Origin of the sequence: Actinomadura parmotrematis (genome assembly GCF_019458805.1) — a bacterium.
GTDB lineage: Bacteria > Actinomycetota > Actinomycetes > Streptosporangiales > Streptosporangiaceae > Spirillospora > Spirillospora parmotrematis.
Genome location: NZ_JAIBOA010000010.1, coordinates 183,603 through 197,018 on the forward strand (window position 1 = coordinate 183,603; position 13,416 = coordinate 197,018).

The 13,416-nt window shown below is 76.4% G+C and carries 15 protein-coding genes; 7 read left to right on the top strand and 8 right to left on the bottom strand.

The features are described 5' to 3' along the window. Positions 1-3 precede the first annotated feature (3 nt). The 4 genes from K1Y72_RS17635 to K1Y72_RS17650 are packed head-to-tail and all read right to left on the bottom strand — an operon-like array spanning position 4 to position 5,038. Positions 4-1,110 carry a GNAT family N-acetyltransferase gene (locus K1Y72_RS17635; RefSeq protein WP_220167437.1) on the bottom strand — a complete coding sequence of 369 codons (1,107 nt, stop codon included), beginning with the start codon at positions 1,108-1,110 and terminating at the stop codon, positions 4-6. Then, the gene (locus K1Y72_RS17640) at positions 1,107-2,435 is read right to left on the bottom strand and encodes a cobyrinic acid a,c-diamide synthase CobB (protein ID WP_220167438.1); all 1,329 of its coding nucleotides are present in this window, start codon (positions 2,433-2,435) and stop codon (positions 1,107-1,109) included. The genes K1Y72_RS17635 and K1Y72_RS17640 overlap by 4 nt, the downstream gene beginning before the upstream one ends. Beyond that, the gene (gene cobO, locus K1Y72_RS17645) at positions 2,429-3,031 is read right to left on the bottom strand and encodes a cob(I)yrinic acid a,c-diamide adenosyltransferase (protein WP_220167439.1); all 603 of its coding nucleotides are present in this window, start codon (positions 3,029-3,031) and stop codon (positions 2,429-2,431) included. The genes K1Y72_RS17640 and cobO overlap by 7 nt, the downstream gene beginning before the upstream one ends. 6 nt (positions 3,032-3,037) lie before the next feature. Next, a complete protein-coding gene (locus K1Y72_RS17650; RefSeq protein WP_220167440.1) occupies positions 3,038-5,038 on the bottom strand; it encodes a putative cobaltochelatase in 2,001 nt (666 codons plus the stop codon). A 213-nt stretch (positions 5,039-5,251) separates the two neighbouring features. Between K1Y72_RS17650 and K1Y72_RS17655 the strand changes: the two genes are divergently transcribed. Continuing rightward, entirely contained in the window at positions 5,252-5,866 is a 615-nt protein-coding gene (locus tag K1Y72_RS17655) for a TetR/AcrR family transcriptional regulator (protein ID WP_220167441.1), read from the top strand. Positions 5,867-5,882: 16 nt separating this feature from the next. On the opposite strand, the gene K1Y72_RS17660 is transcribed toward K1Y72_RS17655, so the two are convergent. Continuing rightward, complete coding sequence (locus tag K1Y72_RS17660; protein ID WP_220167442.1) at positions 5,883-6,407, bottom strand: ATP-binding protein; 525 nt, start codon at positions 6,405-6,407, stop codon at positions 5,883-5,885. Positions 6,408-6,609: 202 nt separating this feature from the next. Here K1Y72_RS17660 and K1Y72_RS17665 point away from each other — a divergent pair, with 202 nt between their 5' ends. From K1Y72_RS17665 to K1Y72_RS17680, 4 genes are all read left to right on the top strand, one after another. After that, complete coding sequence (locus tag K1Y72_RS17665) at positions 6,610-7,452, top strand: helix-turn-helix domain-containing protein (protein WP_220167443.1); 843 nt, start codon at positions 6,610-6,612, stop codon at positions 7,450-7,452. Further along, on the top strand, positions 7,449-7,649 hold the full coding sequence (locus K1Y72_RS17670; protein WP_220167444.1) for a DUF397 domain-containing protein: 201 nt from the start codon (positions 7,449-7,451) through the stop codon (positions 7,647-7,649). Before K1Y72_RS17665 ends, K1Y72_RS17670 begins: the two co-directional genes overlap by 4 nt. Before the next feature lie 130 nt (positions 7,650-7,779). Further along, positions 7,780-8,799 (top strand): LLM class F420-dependent oxidoreductase, encoded by a 1,020-nt coding sequence (locus tag K1Y72_RS17675; RefSeq protein WP_220167445.1) that lies wholly within the window; start codon positions 7,780-7,782, stop codon positions 8,797-8,799. 205 nt (positions 8,800-9,004) lie between these two features. Continuing rightward, positions 9,005-9,790, top strand: a complete 786-nt coding sequence (locus K1Y72_RS17680) for an SDR family oxidoreductase (RefSeq protein ID WP_308287121.1) — start codon at positions 9,005-9,007, stop codon at positions 9,788-9,790. On the opposite strand, the gene K1Y72_RS17685 is transcribed toward K1Y72_RS17680, so the two are convergent. From K1Y72_RS17685 to K1Y72_RS17695, 3 genes are all read right to left on the bottom strand, one after another. After that, positions 9,774-10,763, bottom strand: coding sequence for an NAD-dependent epimerase/dehydratase family protein (locus K1Y72_RS17685; protein ID WP_220167447.1), 990 nt, complete (start codon positions 10,761-10,763; stop codon positions 9,774-9,776). The two genes, K1Y72_RS17680 and K1Y72_RS17685, sit on opposite strands and share 17 nt — an antisense overlap. A 45-nt stretch (positions 10,764-10,808) precedes the next feature. Beyond that, positions 10,809-11,042 carry an EF-hand domain-containing protein gene (locus K1Y72_RS17690; protein WP_220167448.1) on the bottom strand — a complete coding sequence of 78 codons (234 nt, stop codon included), beginning with the start codon at positions 11,040-11,042 and terminating at the stop codon, positions 10,809-10,811. 64 nt (positions 11,043-11,106) lie between these two features. Beyond that, the gene (locus tag K1Y72_RS17695; RefSeq protein WP_220167449.1) at positions 11,107-11,904 is read right to left on the bottom strand and encodes a methyltransferase domain-containing protein; all 798 of its coding nucleotides are present in this window, start codon (positions 11,902-11,904) and stop codon (positions 11,107-11,109) included. 138 nt (positions 11,905-12,042) lie between these two features. Between K1Y72_RS17695 and K1Y72_RS17700 the strand changes: the two genes are divergently transcribed. Together K1Y72_RS17700 and K1Y72_RS17705 are read left to right on the top strand one after the other, a co-directional pair. Then, positions 12,043-12,819: an SAM-dependent methyltransferase gene (locus tag K1Y72_RS17700; protein ID WP_258572614.1), complete on the top strand. Its 777-nt coding sequence runs from the start codon at positions 12,043-12,045 to the stop codon at positions 12,817-12,819. A gap of 51 nt (positions 12,820-12,870) precedes the next feature. Beyond that, positions 12,871-13,407 (top strand): carboxymuconolactone decarboxylase family protein, encoded by a 537-nt coding sequence (locus K1Y72_RS17705; RefSeq protein ID WP_220167451.1) that lies wholly within the window; start codon positions 12,871-12,873, stop codon positions 13,405-13,407. Positions 13,408-13,416 lie beyond the last annotated feature (9 nt).

The following is a 13,416-nucleotide window of genomic DNA, read 5'->3' on the forward strand; positions in this document are numbered from 1 at the left end:
CGGTCACCCCGTCCGGGCCATCCGGCCGAACATGCCCACCATGCGGCCGTCCGCGCCGTCGACCAAGACGACCTGGGCGGCGACGGGGCCGTCCAGGACGCCCGCGACGCGGCGGCAGAGCTCGCGGGCGCACGGGCCGGCGAGGCCCGCCTCCGCCCAGAGCGCGGCGGCGTCCTCGGGGGTGGCGGCGGCGGTGACCGCCTCGGTCTGCGCGGCGCTGCCGCCCATGTCGGCGGTGATCTCGCCGAGCAGCCGGACGGGGCCGCCCGGCTCGGCGAGCGTGGCGAGGACGCCGGCGGGGGCGACGAGGACGAGCTGGGCGAGGCCGTGGGCGGCGGCGTCGGCGGCGACCGGCGCGAGGTCGGCGGGCACCTCGGCGAAGCAGGCGTCCGGGAGCTTCGGCAGCATCGCGCGGGCGGCGGCGGGGTCGCCGGCGTGCAGGACGAGGGTCTTCTCGCCCGCCTCGGCCGCGCGCGCCGCAGGGGAGGTCGTGTCGGAGGTCATGGGGTCCGAGCCTGGCGAAGCCGCGGCGGTGAGGCCCCCCGCCGCGCCGGTGACGGCCGGATCGGTGGACAGCATCGCGAAGACGTCCTGGTCGTGGCTCACCCCGTCCACCCGCTCGGCGCCGCGCGCCCGCCCCTCCAGCCGGAACCCGGCGCGGTTCGCGACCGCGATGGACGCGGTGTTGGTGGCGATGGCGCGCAGCTCCATCCGGTGCAGGCCGCAGGGGCCGAGCGCCCAGGACGCGACGGTGCGGAGCGCCTCGGTGGCGTGACCGCGCCCCCGGTGGCCGGGGCGCAGCCCGTAGCCGACCTCGCAGGTGAGCTGCGCCCAGTCCACCCGGTAGAGGCCGATCGTCCCGGCCAGGGCGCCGCTCTCGTCCAGGATCGCCAGGTGGATCCCGAGGCCGAGCTTCTGGATCTGGTTGACGCCGTGGGTGAGCCACCAGGCGAGGCGCTCGGCGTCCAGGTCGCGCGGGAAGTTCGGCGGCATCCAGTCCTCGCCCGCCCGCACCGCCTCGATGTAGGCGGCGGCGTCGTCCATGCCGAACGGGCGCAGCGTCACGCGCGGCCCGCGCAGCAGGACCGTCCCGGTGAACGCCTCGCTCATCGGCACGCCGCCACCAGCCGTTCGGCGATCCAGGGCGCCCCGGCCCAGTGCAGGTGCAGGTAGGAGGCGAAGACGCCGCCCCGGACGAACCCCTCGGGGCCGTCCTTGGACCACTGCCAGGCCGGTGTCGCGCCATGGCCGGGCGTGGTGACGGTCCGGTGGAATTCGTGCCCGTGCACGCGTTCGCCCGCGCGCGCGATGGTCGAGTCCGCTACAGCCACCGCCGCACGGTAACCGAGCGTCAGCCGTGGCGCCATCGCCGCCGTGACTCCCGGCAGCACCCCGCACATCGGTGTCCCGTCGAGGGACTCGGCCAGGTACAGCAGTCCTGCGCACTCGGCGTAGACGGGGCCGGTGAAGGCGGCCAGCTCCTTGCGCAGCGGGGCGTTCGCCGACAGCTCGGCCGCGTGGACCTCGGGGAACCCGCCGCCGATCACCACGCCGCGGGTGCCGTCGGGCAGCCGCTCGTCGCGCAGCGGGTCGAAGCGGACGACGTCGGCTCCGGCGGCGGCGAGCAGCTCCTCGTTCTCGGCGTAGCCGAAGGTGAAGGCCGCTCCGCCCGCCACCGCGATGCGCGGTCGCTCCGGCCCGACCGCCGCCACGGGCGGCTCCCACGGCTCGGCGTCCAGCGGGGGCGCGGTGCGGGCGAGGGCGAGCAGGGCGTCCAGGTCGCAGGACGCGGCGGCGAGCGCGCCGAGCGCCGCGACCGTCTCCACCGCCTCGGGCCGCCGCTCGGCCGCCGGGACGAGCCCGAGGTGCCGCGACGGCTTGGCGACCGCGTCGTGGCGGCGCAGCGCGCCGAGGACGGGCAGGCCGAGCCCGGCGATCGCGTCCCGGCACATCGCCTCGTGCCCGTCCGACCCGAGCCGGTTGAGGACCACCCCGGCCAGCCGGACGTCGCCGTAGGTGCGGAAGCCGTGCACGAGCGCGGCGACCGACCGCCCGGCGGCCGCCGAGGCGTCCACGACCAGCACCACCGGGGCGTCCAGCAGCCGCGCGACGTGCGCGGTGGAGGCGAAGTCGCCGCCGCCCGCCCCGTCGTAGAGGCCCATGACGCCCTCGACGATCGCCAGGTCGGCGCCGGCGGCGCCGTGCGCGAGCAGCGGGCCGAGCAGCGCCTCCGACGTCAGCCACGGATCGAGGTTGCGGCCGGGGCGGCCGGTGGCGAGGGCGTGGTAGCCGGGGTCGATGTAGTCGGGGCCGACCTTGTGCGGCGACACCGCGAGGCCGCGCGCGGCGAACGCCGCCATCAGCCCCGTCGCCACGGTCGTCTTGCCGCTGCCCGAGGCCGGGGCGGCGACGACGAGCCGCGGCAGGGTCACCATTCGATGCCCTTCTGGCCCTTCTGCCCGGCGTCCATGGGGTGCTTGACCTTGCCCATCTCGGTGACGAGGTCGGCGGCCTCCAGCAGGCGCGGGTCGGCGTCCCGGCCGGTGATCACCACGTGCTGGGCGCCGGGCCGGTCGCGCAGCGCCGCGACGACGTCCGCGGCGTCCACCCAGCCCCACTTGATCGGGTAGGTGAACTCGTCCAGCACGTACAGCCGGTACCGCTCGGCGGCCAGGTCGCGCTTGATCTGCTCCCACCCCTCGCGGGCGTCGGCGGCGTGGTCGGCCTCGCTGCCGGGCCGCTGGATCCACGACCAGCCCTCGCCCATCTTGTGCCAGTCGACGCTGCCGCCCTCGCCGCTGTCACCGAGGACGCGGAGGGCCCGCTCCTCGCCGACGCGCCACTTGGCCGACTTCACGAACTGGAACACCCCGATCGGCCAGCCCTGGTTCCAGGCCCGCAGCGCCAGCCCGAACGCCGCGGTCGACTTCCCCTTGCCCGGACCGGTGTGCACCACGACGAGCGGCCGGTTGCGGCGCGCGCGCGTGGTGAGCCCGTCCTCCGGCACGTACTCCGGCTTTCCCTGCGGCATCGCGTCTCACGCCACCTTCCTGGACCCGTGCTTCCTGGACCCGCGCACAATCCCGGCGAGCGAGGCGGCGCCGAGCTCGTCCAGCCGCACGACCTCGGCTCCCATGCGGGCGCCGAGCGCGCCGGCGAGGCCGAGCCGCACCGGCCCGGACTCGCAGTCCACGACGACGGTCGCGACGCCCGCCAGCAGCCCGGCGGCGGCCGCCGGGTCGGGGCCGTGGGTGGCGCGGCCGTCGGTCACCAGCACCAGCAGCGGCCGCCGCGACGGGTCGCGCAGCCGCTCGACGCGCAGCACCTCGGCGGCGCGGAGCAGCCCGGCCGACAGGGGGGTGCGGCCGCCGGTCGGCAGCCGCTCCAGCCGCCGCGCCCCGGCCTCGACCGAGGACGTCGGCGGCAGCGCGAGGTCGGCGGCGGCGCCCCGGAAGGTGATCAGGCCGACCTTGTCGCGGCGCTGGTAGGCGTCCAGCAGCAGGCTGAGCACGGCGCCCTTGACGGCGCGCATCCGCTGCCGGGCGGCCATCGAGCCGCTCGCGTCCACCGCGAACAGCACGAGGTTGCCCTCGCGGCCGTCGCGGACGCTCTCGCGCAGGTCCGCCGAGGTGACGAGCAGGCCGGGGCCGCTGCGGCCGCGCGCCCGCTGGTGCGGGGCGGCGGCCCGCAGCGTCGCGGCCAGGTGGACGCCGCGCGCGCCGGGGCGCGCGCCGGACACGCGGCCGTGCGGGCTGCGGGCCTTGGAGCGGCGGCCCGGCGCGCCGGCGCCGAGGCCGGGGACGGTGAACAGGCGCGGCGTGGCGGGGGCGTCGGCGGGCACGGGCTCGCCGTCGCCGCTCTGGCCCCGCCCGTCCGCCGGGCCGTCGCCGCCGGACGGCGGCGGGGTTCCGGCGTCGCCGGACGGCGGCGGGGTTCCGGCGTCGCCGCCGGGGCCGCCGCCGGGCGGCCCGGGATCGGGGTCGGGGTCGTCGTCGGGGCCGGGACCGCCGTGCTCGTCGAGGATCTCGTCGAGGCGCTCCCGGTCGAGGCCGGGCGCGTCGAAGGGGTCGCGGCGGCGCCGGTGCGGGAGCGCGAGGCGCGCCGCCGTCCGGACGTCGTCGTCGTTCACCTCCGCGCGGCCGTTCCAGGCGGCCAGCGCGATCGCGGCGCGGGCGGTGACGAGGTCGGCGCGCAGGCCGTCCACCTCGAACGCGGCGCAGACCGCGGTGATCTGCCGCAGCGCGGCGTCCGTCAGCTCGACCGACGGCAGCAGCGCGCGGGCGGCGGCGATGCGCGCCGCCAGATCGGCCTCGGCGCCCGCCCAGGCGGGTGCGAACGCCGCCGGGTCGGCCTCGAAGCGCAGCCGCCGCCGGACGACCTCGGCGCGCTCGGCCGGGTCGCGCGTCGCGGCGACCTCCACCGTCAGGCCGAACCGGTCGAGGAGCTGCGGCCGCAGCTCGCCCTCCTCGGGGTTCATCGTGCCGACCAGCAGGAACCGGGCGGCGTGCCGGACCGAGACGCCCTCGCGCTCGACGTACGACTCGCCCATCGCGGCGGCGTCCAGCAGCAGGTCCACCAGGTGGTCGTGCAGCAGGTTGACCTCGTCGACGTACAGGACGCCGCGGTGCGCGGCGGCGAGCAGGCCCGGCTCGAACGCGCGGACGCCCTCGGTGAGGGCCCGCTCGATGTCGAGGGAGCCGGTCAGCCGGTCCTCCGACGCGCCGACCGGCAGCTCCACCAGCGACGCGGGCCGCTCGGCGGCGGGCGCGCCCGCCGGGTGCGGGCCGTCGGGGCAGCCGGGGTCGGGCGCGGCGGGGTCGCAGGCGAAGCGGCAGCCGGCCACCGCGCGCAGCGGCGGCAGCAGCGCCGCGAGCGCCCGCACGATCGTCGACTTCGCGGTGCCCTTCTCGCCCCGCACGAGCACGCCGCCGACGTCCGGCGACACGGCGTTGACGAGCAGCGCCAGCTTGAGGTCGGCCATCCCGACGACGGCGGAGAAGGGGTAGCGCGCGCCCGCTGAGGGGCCGGATGGGGGCATGCCTGCGGAGTCCTTCCCTCGGGTGTCCACGCCCGTGGCGGTTCGGTGCGACGGCCGGAGTTCCTGGCTCCCGGAGGCGGGCCTCCGGTCACAGTTGCGGGACAGCCCCGGCCTTGGCGCCGCCGATCCTCTCGGCCCGCCGCACCGGGTTCCTCCGCGTCCGTCGCCTGCCAGGATGGCACACCGCCCGCCGCGCCTGCATAGGCTGGCGGTGTGGCCGACACCTCACCCGCCCGGCGGCGCCTCGCCCCCGACGAGCGCCGCGCGCAGATCCTCCGGGAGGCCCGCGCGGCGTTCAGCGAGCTGCCCTACGCCGAGGTCTCCACCGCCGCCATCGCCGAGCGGGTCGGGGTGCGGCGCGGGCTCATCCACCACTACTTCGGCACCAAGCGCGAGCTGTTCCTGCACGTCGTCCGGGACCTCACCGCCACGATGGCGGTGAGCGCGCCCGAGCCGGACGCCTCGCTGCCGCTGGAACGCACCGTCGCGCTCTGCGTCGACCTGTACCTGGACGTCGCCGAGAAGAGCGGCTCGACCTGGTTCGCGGCGATCGACGCCGAGGGGTTCGGGCAGGACCCCGAGCTGCTGCGCATCGTCAACGGGATGCGCGACGCGACCGTCGAGCACCTGCTCGCCGTGCTGTGCGTGCCCGCGCCGAGCGACGCGCTGCGCGCCGTCCTGCGGGCCTACTCGGGGTTCGTCGAGGCGGCGTCGCGGCAGTGGCTCCAGGAGGGGGCGCTCGACCGGGCGCAGGCCCACACGCTGCTGGCGCGCACCCTGCTCGCCCTCGTCACCGACATCGCGCCGGTGCTGGAGCGCCCGTCCTGACCGCGTGACCGCCGGGTCAGGCGGGCAGGTCGCGCGCGGCGGCCGCGGCGACGTCGGGCGGCACGTCGATCGCGAACCAGACGGCCTTGCCCGGGACGGGCGGGCCGACGCGCGACACCGTCCGCAGCGAGCCCCAGCGGCCGCCCGACAGCTCCCCGACGATGCTGAGGCCGCGGCCGCAGTCGCCCGACGTCCAGGAGTAGCCGGGCAGCCGGGCGCCCGCGTGCGTGTCGAAGACCGCGCAGCAGAGCGCGGGGTCGGGGCCGCGGCCTAGGTAGAGCCAGAGCTCGTGCGGCCCCCGGCCCGCGGCGTGCTGGTGGGCGTTGGTGGCGAGCTCGCTCACCATGAGGCGGGCGTCGGCGACGGTGTCGCGCGACGCGCCCAGCCCGGCGAGGGCCTCGCCGAGCACCCGCCGGGCGTAGCCCGCGCAGCCGGGGCCGCCGGGCAGCGGCCAGGCGCGTCCCGGCCGGCCGGTGGCGGGCTCGTCCGGCCCGCCGGGGTCGTCGATACGGCCGCCGGTGCCGTCGGTCGAGATCTTCACGGGCCCTCCCGTGGGCGACGTCAAGTGGCGCGGTTCCTACGATCTCGTCACTTTCCGCTCCCGAGTCATTACCGAGTAGCGTCTCGTGAGATTCTCAGTCCCGCAACCGCCTCCGCGAGATTGCTCTCGGAATGCCGGAAGCCGCGACCGACTTCGGCGTTCGGCGTGCGCGCGGGCCGCCGGATGTGAAGACTCCAGTCCCATGACCTACCGGCCTACCGTCCGTGGGCGCCGGCTGGCACGGGAACTGCGCAGGATGCGGGAAGAGCAGGGGCTCACCCTGCAGGAGGTGGCCGACCGGCTCGACTGGTCGCGCGCCACCGTCTCCCGGCTGGAGACGGCGCAGACCCGCCCCAAGCCCGACGACACCGCCGAACTCCTCGCCCTCTACGGCGTCCCGAGCCCCGACCGCGACGCCTACCTCAACCTCGCCCAGGAGGCGAACAAACGCGGCTGGTGGACCGCCTACTCCGACGTGTTCGTCGGCAGCTACGCCGCCCTGGAGGACGGCGCCTCGTGCGTGCGCACCTGGGATCCGCAGCTCATCCACGGCCTGCTGCAGACCGAGCCCTACGCGCGGGCGGTGATCACCGCCGGGCGGCTGCTGTCCAGCAGGGACCAGGTCGAGCGGCGCATCGACGCCCGCAAGATCCGCCAGCAGGCGCTGGACCTGCCCCAGGGCCCCGAGGTCCACATGGTCGTCGACGAGGGCGTGCTGCTCCGCCACATCGGCGGCGTCGCGGTGATGCGGGGCCAGTTCGAGCACCTGCTGGAGATCGGCGAGCGGCCCGGCATCACGATCCAGGTGCTGCCGTTCGACCGGCAGGAGCACGCCGGGCTGGACGGCCGGTTCACGATCCTGTCGTATCCCGACCCCGCCGACCCCGATGTCGCCTACGTGGAGGGCACCATGGGTGACGTTTATCTGGAAAGCAGCGAGGAAACGAGCAAGCACACGGACCGCTTCGACCGGATCGTCGGGGCGGCCCTGTCCCACGAGGAATCCGCGCGCCTCATCCGCTCGGCAGCAAGGAGCAGCGAGTGACCGACGTCCAGCGCGAACTGACCGGCGCCGCCTGGCGCACGTCGTCCTACAGCGGCAGCGGCGACCAGTGCGTCGAGGTGGCCCCCCTCACCGGGGCCCGGCACGCGGTCCGCGACTCCAAGGACCCGCACGGCCCCGCGATGATCCTCTCCCCGGCCGGCTGGCGCGGCCTGCTGGACTCCGCCCTGGAGTCCTGACCCGCACCCGACCACCCGAACCCTAGGGGCCGCGGCGCGCGCCGCGGCCCCTTCGCGCGCCGCCCCTTCCGCCCGAAAGTAGAACGTGTTCTAATATCGGCCGGACGCCGGAACTCTGGAGGGTGGACAGGTGAGCGCTGATCTGAAGCTCGGCATCAACGTCGGGTACTGGCAGCAGCGGCCCGCGGACCGGACGGAGACCGTCCTCGCCGCCGAGCGCTCCGGCTACGACTCCGTCTTCACCGCCGAGGCCTACGGCTCGGACGCCTTCACCACGCTGACCTGGTACGCCGCCCGCACCTCGCGGATCAGGCTCGGCACCGCCGTCGCGCAGCTGTCGGCCCGCACCCCGGCCGCCACCGCCATGCACGCCCTCACCCTGGACGCCCTGTCGGGCGGCCGGGTGATCCTCGGCGTCGGCGCGTCCGGGCCGCAGGTGGTGGAGGGCTGGTACGGGCAGCCGTTCCCGAAGCCGCTCGCCCGCACCCGCGAGTACCTCGACATCATGCGGCAGGTGTGGCGCCGCGAGGCGCCGGTGACGAGCGCCGGCCCGCACTACCCGCTCCCCTACCCCGGCGGCGCCGGGCTCGGCAAGCCGCTGAAGTCGATCGTGCACCCGGTCCGCCCGGAGATCCCGGTCTACCTCGGCGCCGAGGGCCCCAGGAACATCGCGCTCGCCGCCGAGCTCGCGCAGGGCTGGCTGCCGCTGTTCGTCGACCCCGAGCAGATCGACGCGCTGTTCGGGGCGTCCCTCGCCGGCCGCCCGGACGGCTTCGAGATCGCCGCGACGGTCACCACGATCGTCACCCCGGACGTGGCGTCCGCCCTCGCGTTCGCCAAGATCCCGCTGGCCTTCTACATCGGCGGGATGGGCGCCAGGAACCGCAACTTCCACCTGGACCTCATCGGCCGGCTCGGCTACGCCGAGGAGGCCGCCCGCGTCCAGGAGCTGTTCCTGGCCGGCCGCCGCGACGAGGCGATCGCGGCGGTGCCGGACGCGCTCGCCGACGCCATCTCGCTGCTCGGCCCGCTGGAGCGGATCAAGGAGCGGCTGGCGCTCTGGCGCGGCAGCCCCGTCACCACCCTCCTCATCGCCGGCGTCGACGACGAGCCGACCCTCCGCGCCCTCGCCGACCTCGTCCACGGCTGACCGGCCCCGGCGGACCCCGGCCGTGGCCGGGGCCACAGGGCGGGGTGGAATGGGGGACGGGGCGCGGGCGCTGTCCGTGGTGCCCGCCCGCCGCACTGGGGAAGAGGGGACAGCCCATGTCCGCCGCCGAGACCGCCGAGACCGGCACCGCCGCCCGCCTGGTCCCCGTCGACCGCTCCCACAGCCCGCGCCTCACCGACGCCCTGTGACCGGCCCGCTCGCCGGCCGCGTCGCGGTGGTCACCGGCGTGAGCCGCCGCGCCGGGATCGGCTTCGCGATCGCCCGCGACCTGCTGGCCGCGGGCGCCCGCGTCCTCGCCTGCTCCTGGACGCCGCACGACGCCGGGCAGCCGTGGGGCGCCGACCCCGCCGGGATCGGCGGCGTCCTCGCGGCGCTCGGCGGCACCGGCGACCGGCTCGCCCACCTGGCCGCCGACCTCGCCGAGCCGGACGCGCCCGCCCGCGTCATCGCGCACGCGGTCCGCGCGTTCGGCGCGGTGGACGTGCTGGTCGCCAACCACGCGCGCAGCTCCGCGCAGGACCTGGCGTCCGTCACCGCCGCCGAGCTGGACCTGTCGTGGGCGGTGAACGCGCGGGCGACCGTCCTGCTGGTGCAGGCGTTCGCCGCCGCGCACGACGACGCCCGCCCCGGCGGCCGCGTCGTGCTGTTCACCTCCGGCCAGCACCTCGGGCCGATGCCGGGCGAGCTGCCCTACGCGATCAGCAAGGGCGCCGTCCACCAGATGACGGCGAGCCTCGCCGACGCGCTCGCCGACCGCGGCATCACTGTCAACGCCGTCAACCCCGGCCCGGTCGACACCGGCTGGGCCGGGCCCGAGCTCGCCGGCGTCGTCGCCCGGACGATGCCCGCCGGGCGCTGGGGGACGCCGGACGACGCGGCGCGCGTGGTGCGCTGGCTGGCGGGCGACGACAGTGCCTGGGTGACCGGCCAGGTCATCAACGCCGAGGGCGGTTTCAGGCGCGGGCGTTGAGGACGGCGGCCTCCCGCTCGGGGTCCAGGCCGACGACCGGGCGGTCGGGGCGCTGGGGGGCGGTGCCGCCGATGTCCTGGAGCCAGGCCCAGGTGTCGGCGACGGTGTCCTCGACCGGACGCGGGCGCAGGCCGGTGCCGAGGGCCTTGGAGACGTCGCTGCGCTGCATGGCGTCGTGGTCCTCGCCCGGCGGCAGCCAGACGGGCAGCTCCACCCACGGCTGCACGCCCGCGGCGAGGATGGTCCCGGGGTCGGTCCAGCGCAGCTCGGCGTCCGACCCGGTGGCCTGGACGCACGCCTCCAGCAGCCCGCCCATCGTGGCGTGCCCCGACGGGCCGACGAGGTCGTAGGGGCCGGCCAGCTCCCGCTGCACGGCGTCCAGCGTCCAGGCGGCCAGGTCGCGGACGTCGATGTACTGGATCGGCTGGTCGCGGGGGCCGGGCGCGAGGACGGGGCCGCCGCGCGCGATCCGGCCGAGCCACCAGGGCAGCCGGCCGATGTTCTCGTAGGGGCCGAGGATCAGCCCGGCGCGCACCAGCAGGGCGCGGTCGCCGAAGGCGTCCAGCGCGGCCAGCTCGCCGCCGCGCTTGTCGGCGGCGTAGTCGGTGCCGGCCGCGTCCGGGGAGCCGTCCACGACGGGCCCGTCCTCGTTGCTCCCGACCGCGATCGGGGCGGCGTAGACCGACCGGCTGGAGACGTAGGCGTAGCGGCCCGCGCGGGGCGCGAGCAGGCGGGCCGCGTCGCGGACGGCCGTCGGCGCCGCCGACCAGGTGTCCACGACCGCGTCCCACTCGCCCTCGTCCAGCGCGGCGAGGCCGCCGGGGGCGAGCCGGTCGCCGAGCAGCGCGGACGCGCCCGCCGGGGCGGGGTGGCGGCCACGGTGGAAGACGGTGACGTCCCAGCCGCGCGCCACGGCGTCCTCGGCGACCGCCCGCCCCACGAACTCGGTCCCGCCGAGCAGCAGAAGTCTCATGCGCCCACTCTGCCCGATCTTGAGCGCGGGCCGCCGCCCCGTTCGCTAACCGTTCAGCTCGGGCAGGTTCTCCACCAGCGGCACGAACTCGGCGGCCGACAGCAGCCCGTCGCCGTCGGTGTCGTACTCGCTGAACAGCACGCCGACGACGCCGGACAGGTCCCCCAGCTCCTCCCCGGGGAACAGCCCGGCGATGGCGGCGGTCACCTCCTCGACGTTCAGCTGCCCGTCCCCGTTGATGTCGTACCTGGCGAACACGGCCTCGTACTTCTCAGCCATGGCTCCCCCTCCGTCGTCGGCGTTCCGGCGCCCACGATCGTAGCCACCGGCACCGGCGGCGTCGTCAGGGACGGCAGATGATCTCGCCGTGCGGGACGCCGAACCAGGCGTCGTCGGCCGCCGCCCACTCCTTCCAGCCCGCGTAGATCGCGTCCAGCTCGGCGCGGGTGGCGTGGCCGCCCTCGACGGCCCGGTCGGCGACCGCCGAGCGGACCATCCGGCCGCCCCACGACTCGCTCCACCACTCGCGCTCCTCGGGCGTGAAGTAGGACCAGACGCTCGCGGTGACCGTCACGTCGGCGAACCCGGCCGCCATCGCCCACGACCGCAGCCGCCGCCCGGCGTGCGGCTCGCCGCCGTTGCCGCGCGCCACCGCCGTGTAGACGTCGCGCCACGGCGCCATCGCGGCGGGCTCGGGGTACCAGACCATGCCGCCGAAATCGACCTCGCGGACGGCCACGACGCCGCCCGGCCGGCACACCCGGCGCATCTCGCGCAGCGCGCCCACGGGGTCGGCGACGTGCTGGAGCACCTGGTGGGCGTGCACGACGTCGAAGGAGGCGCCGGGGAAGTGCAGCGCGTGCACGTCGGCGACCTCGAAGGACACGTTGTCCAGGCCCTGCGCGGCGACGGCCTCGGCGGCGTCCGCCAGCACGCCCTCGGCGTTGTCGGCGGCGGTGACGCGGCCGGGCGCGACGCGGGCGGCCAGCCCGGCGGTGATGGTGCCGGGGCCGCAGCCGATGTCGAGGACGTCCTGTCCGGGCCGCAGGTGCGGGACCAGGTAGGCGGCCGAGTTCTCGACCGTCCGCCACTGGTGCGCGCTCAGCACGGTCCGGTGGTGGCCATGGGTGTAGGCGTTCATCGTTCGTCACCTCTCCGCCTCCGCGCGGCCCGCCGTGGGGGCCGCTCCGACGTCTCCGACCCTAGCCCCGCTTCTCATACTTTGAGAAATGCGTATCGAATGATGAGATACCCGGCGGGTTGTGCGAGCATGGGCGCCATGACGGCAGACGGCGGCCGCCCGGTCTCGGCGCGGGTCTGGAACTACTGGCTCGGCGGCAAGGACCACTACGAGGTGGACCGCCGCGCCGGCGACGAGGTCGCCCGGCACGTCCCCGGCATCGTGGCCGCCGCGCGCGCCGACCGGCAGTTCCTCGCCCGCTGCGTCGCCCGCCTCGTCGACCGGGGCGTCCGGCAGTTCCTCGACGTCGGCACCGGCCTGCCCACCGCCGACAACACCCACGAGATCGCGCAGCGCCTCGCCCCCGACGCGCGGATCGTCTACGTCGACAACGACCCGCTCGTCCTGACGCACGCCCGCGCGCTGCTGACCAGCACCCCCGAGGGCGCGACCAGCTACCTCGACGCCGACGTCCGCGACCCGGAGCGCATCCTGCGTGAGGCCGCCGCCACCCTCGACACCGGCGAGCCGATCGCGCTGATGCTGCTGGCAATCGTCCACCTGATCACCGACGCCGACGAGGCGCGCGCGATCGTGGCGCGGCTGGTCGACGCGCTGCCGTCCGGCAGCTACCTGGTCCTCTCGCACGCCTGCCTGGACGTCGAGTCCACCCGCACCGCGGTGCGCGTCTGGAACGACAGCGGCACCCCGCACCCCCTGCGCCCCCGCACCGCCGCCGAGATCGCCGGCTTCTTCACCGGCCTCGACCTGGTGGAGCCGGGCGTCGTGTCCTGCTCGCGCTGGCACCCGGCGCCGAACGCCTGGGGCGAGCCCGCCGAGGTGATGACCTTCTGCGGTGTCGCGCGCAAGCCGTGACGGGTGTTACATGAGCTCGTCGCTCTTCCTTCGCCCTCCGGAGGCCCGCACGTGCCCCACATCGAGCTCGGCAACCCGCTCCCCGGCCTGCCCGCCCTGCTGCGCTACCGCCCCGAGACGGCGGGCCCGCTGAGCGCCCTCGCCGAGACCCTGCTGCGCGGCCCCGGCCCGCTGCCGCGCGGCGAGCGCGAGCTGATCGCCGCCCACGTGTCGTCGCTCAACGAGTGCCGCTTCTGCGACGCCTCGCACAGCGCCTGCGCCGCCGTCCAGCTCCCCGGCGGGGACGACCTCGTCGCCGCCGTCCACGCCGACCCGGGCGCCGCCCCCGTCGACGACCGGCTGAGGGCGCTGCTCCGCATCGCCGCCGCCGTCCAGCGCAGCGGCCGCGACGTCACCCCCGAGCTGGTGGACGCCGCCCGCGCCGCCGGCGCCGACGACGTCCAGATCCACGACACCGTCCTCATCGCCGCCGCGTTCTGCATGTACAACCGCTACGTCGACGGCCTCGCCACCACCGCCCCGGACGACCCCCGCGCCTACCGCGCGATGGCCGAGCGCCTCACCACCGAGGGCTACGCGAGCCTCTGAACGCGCACC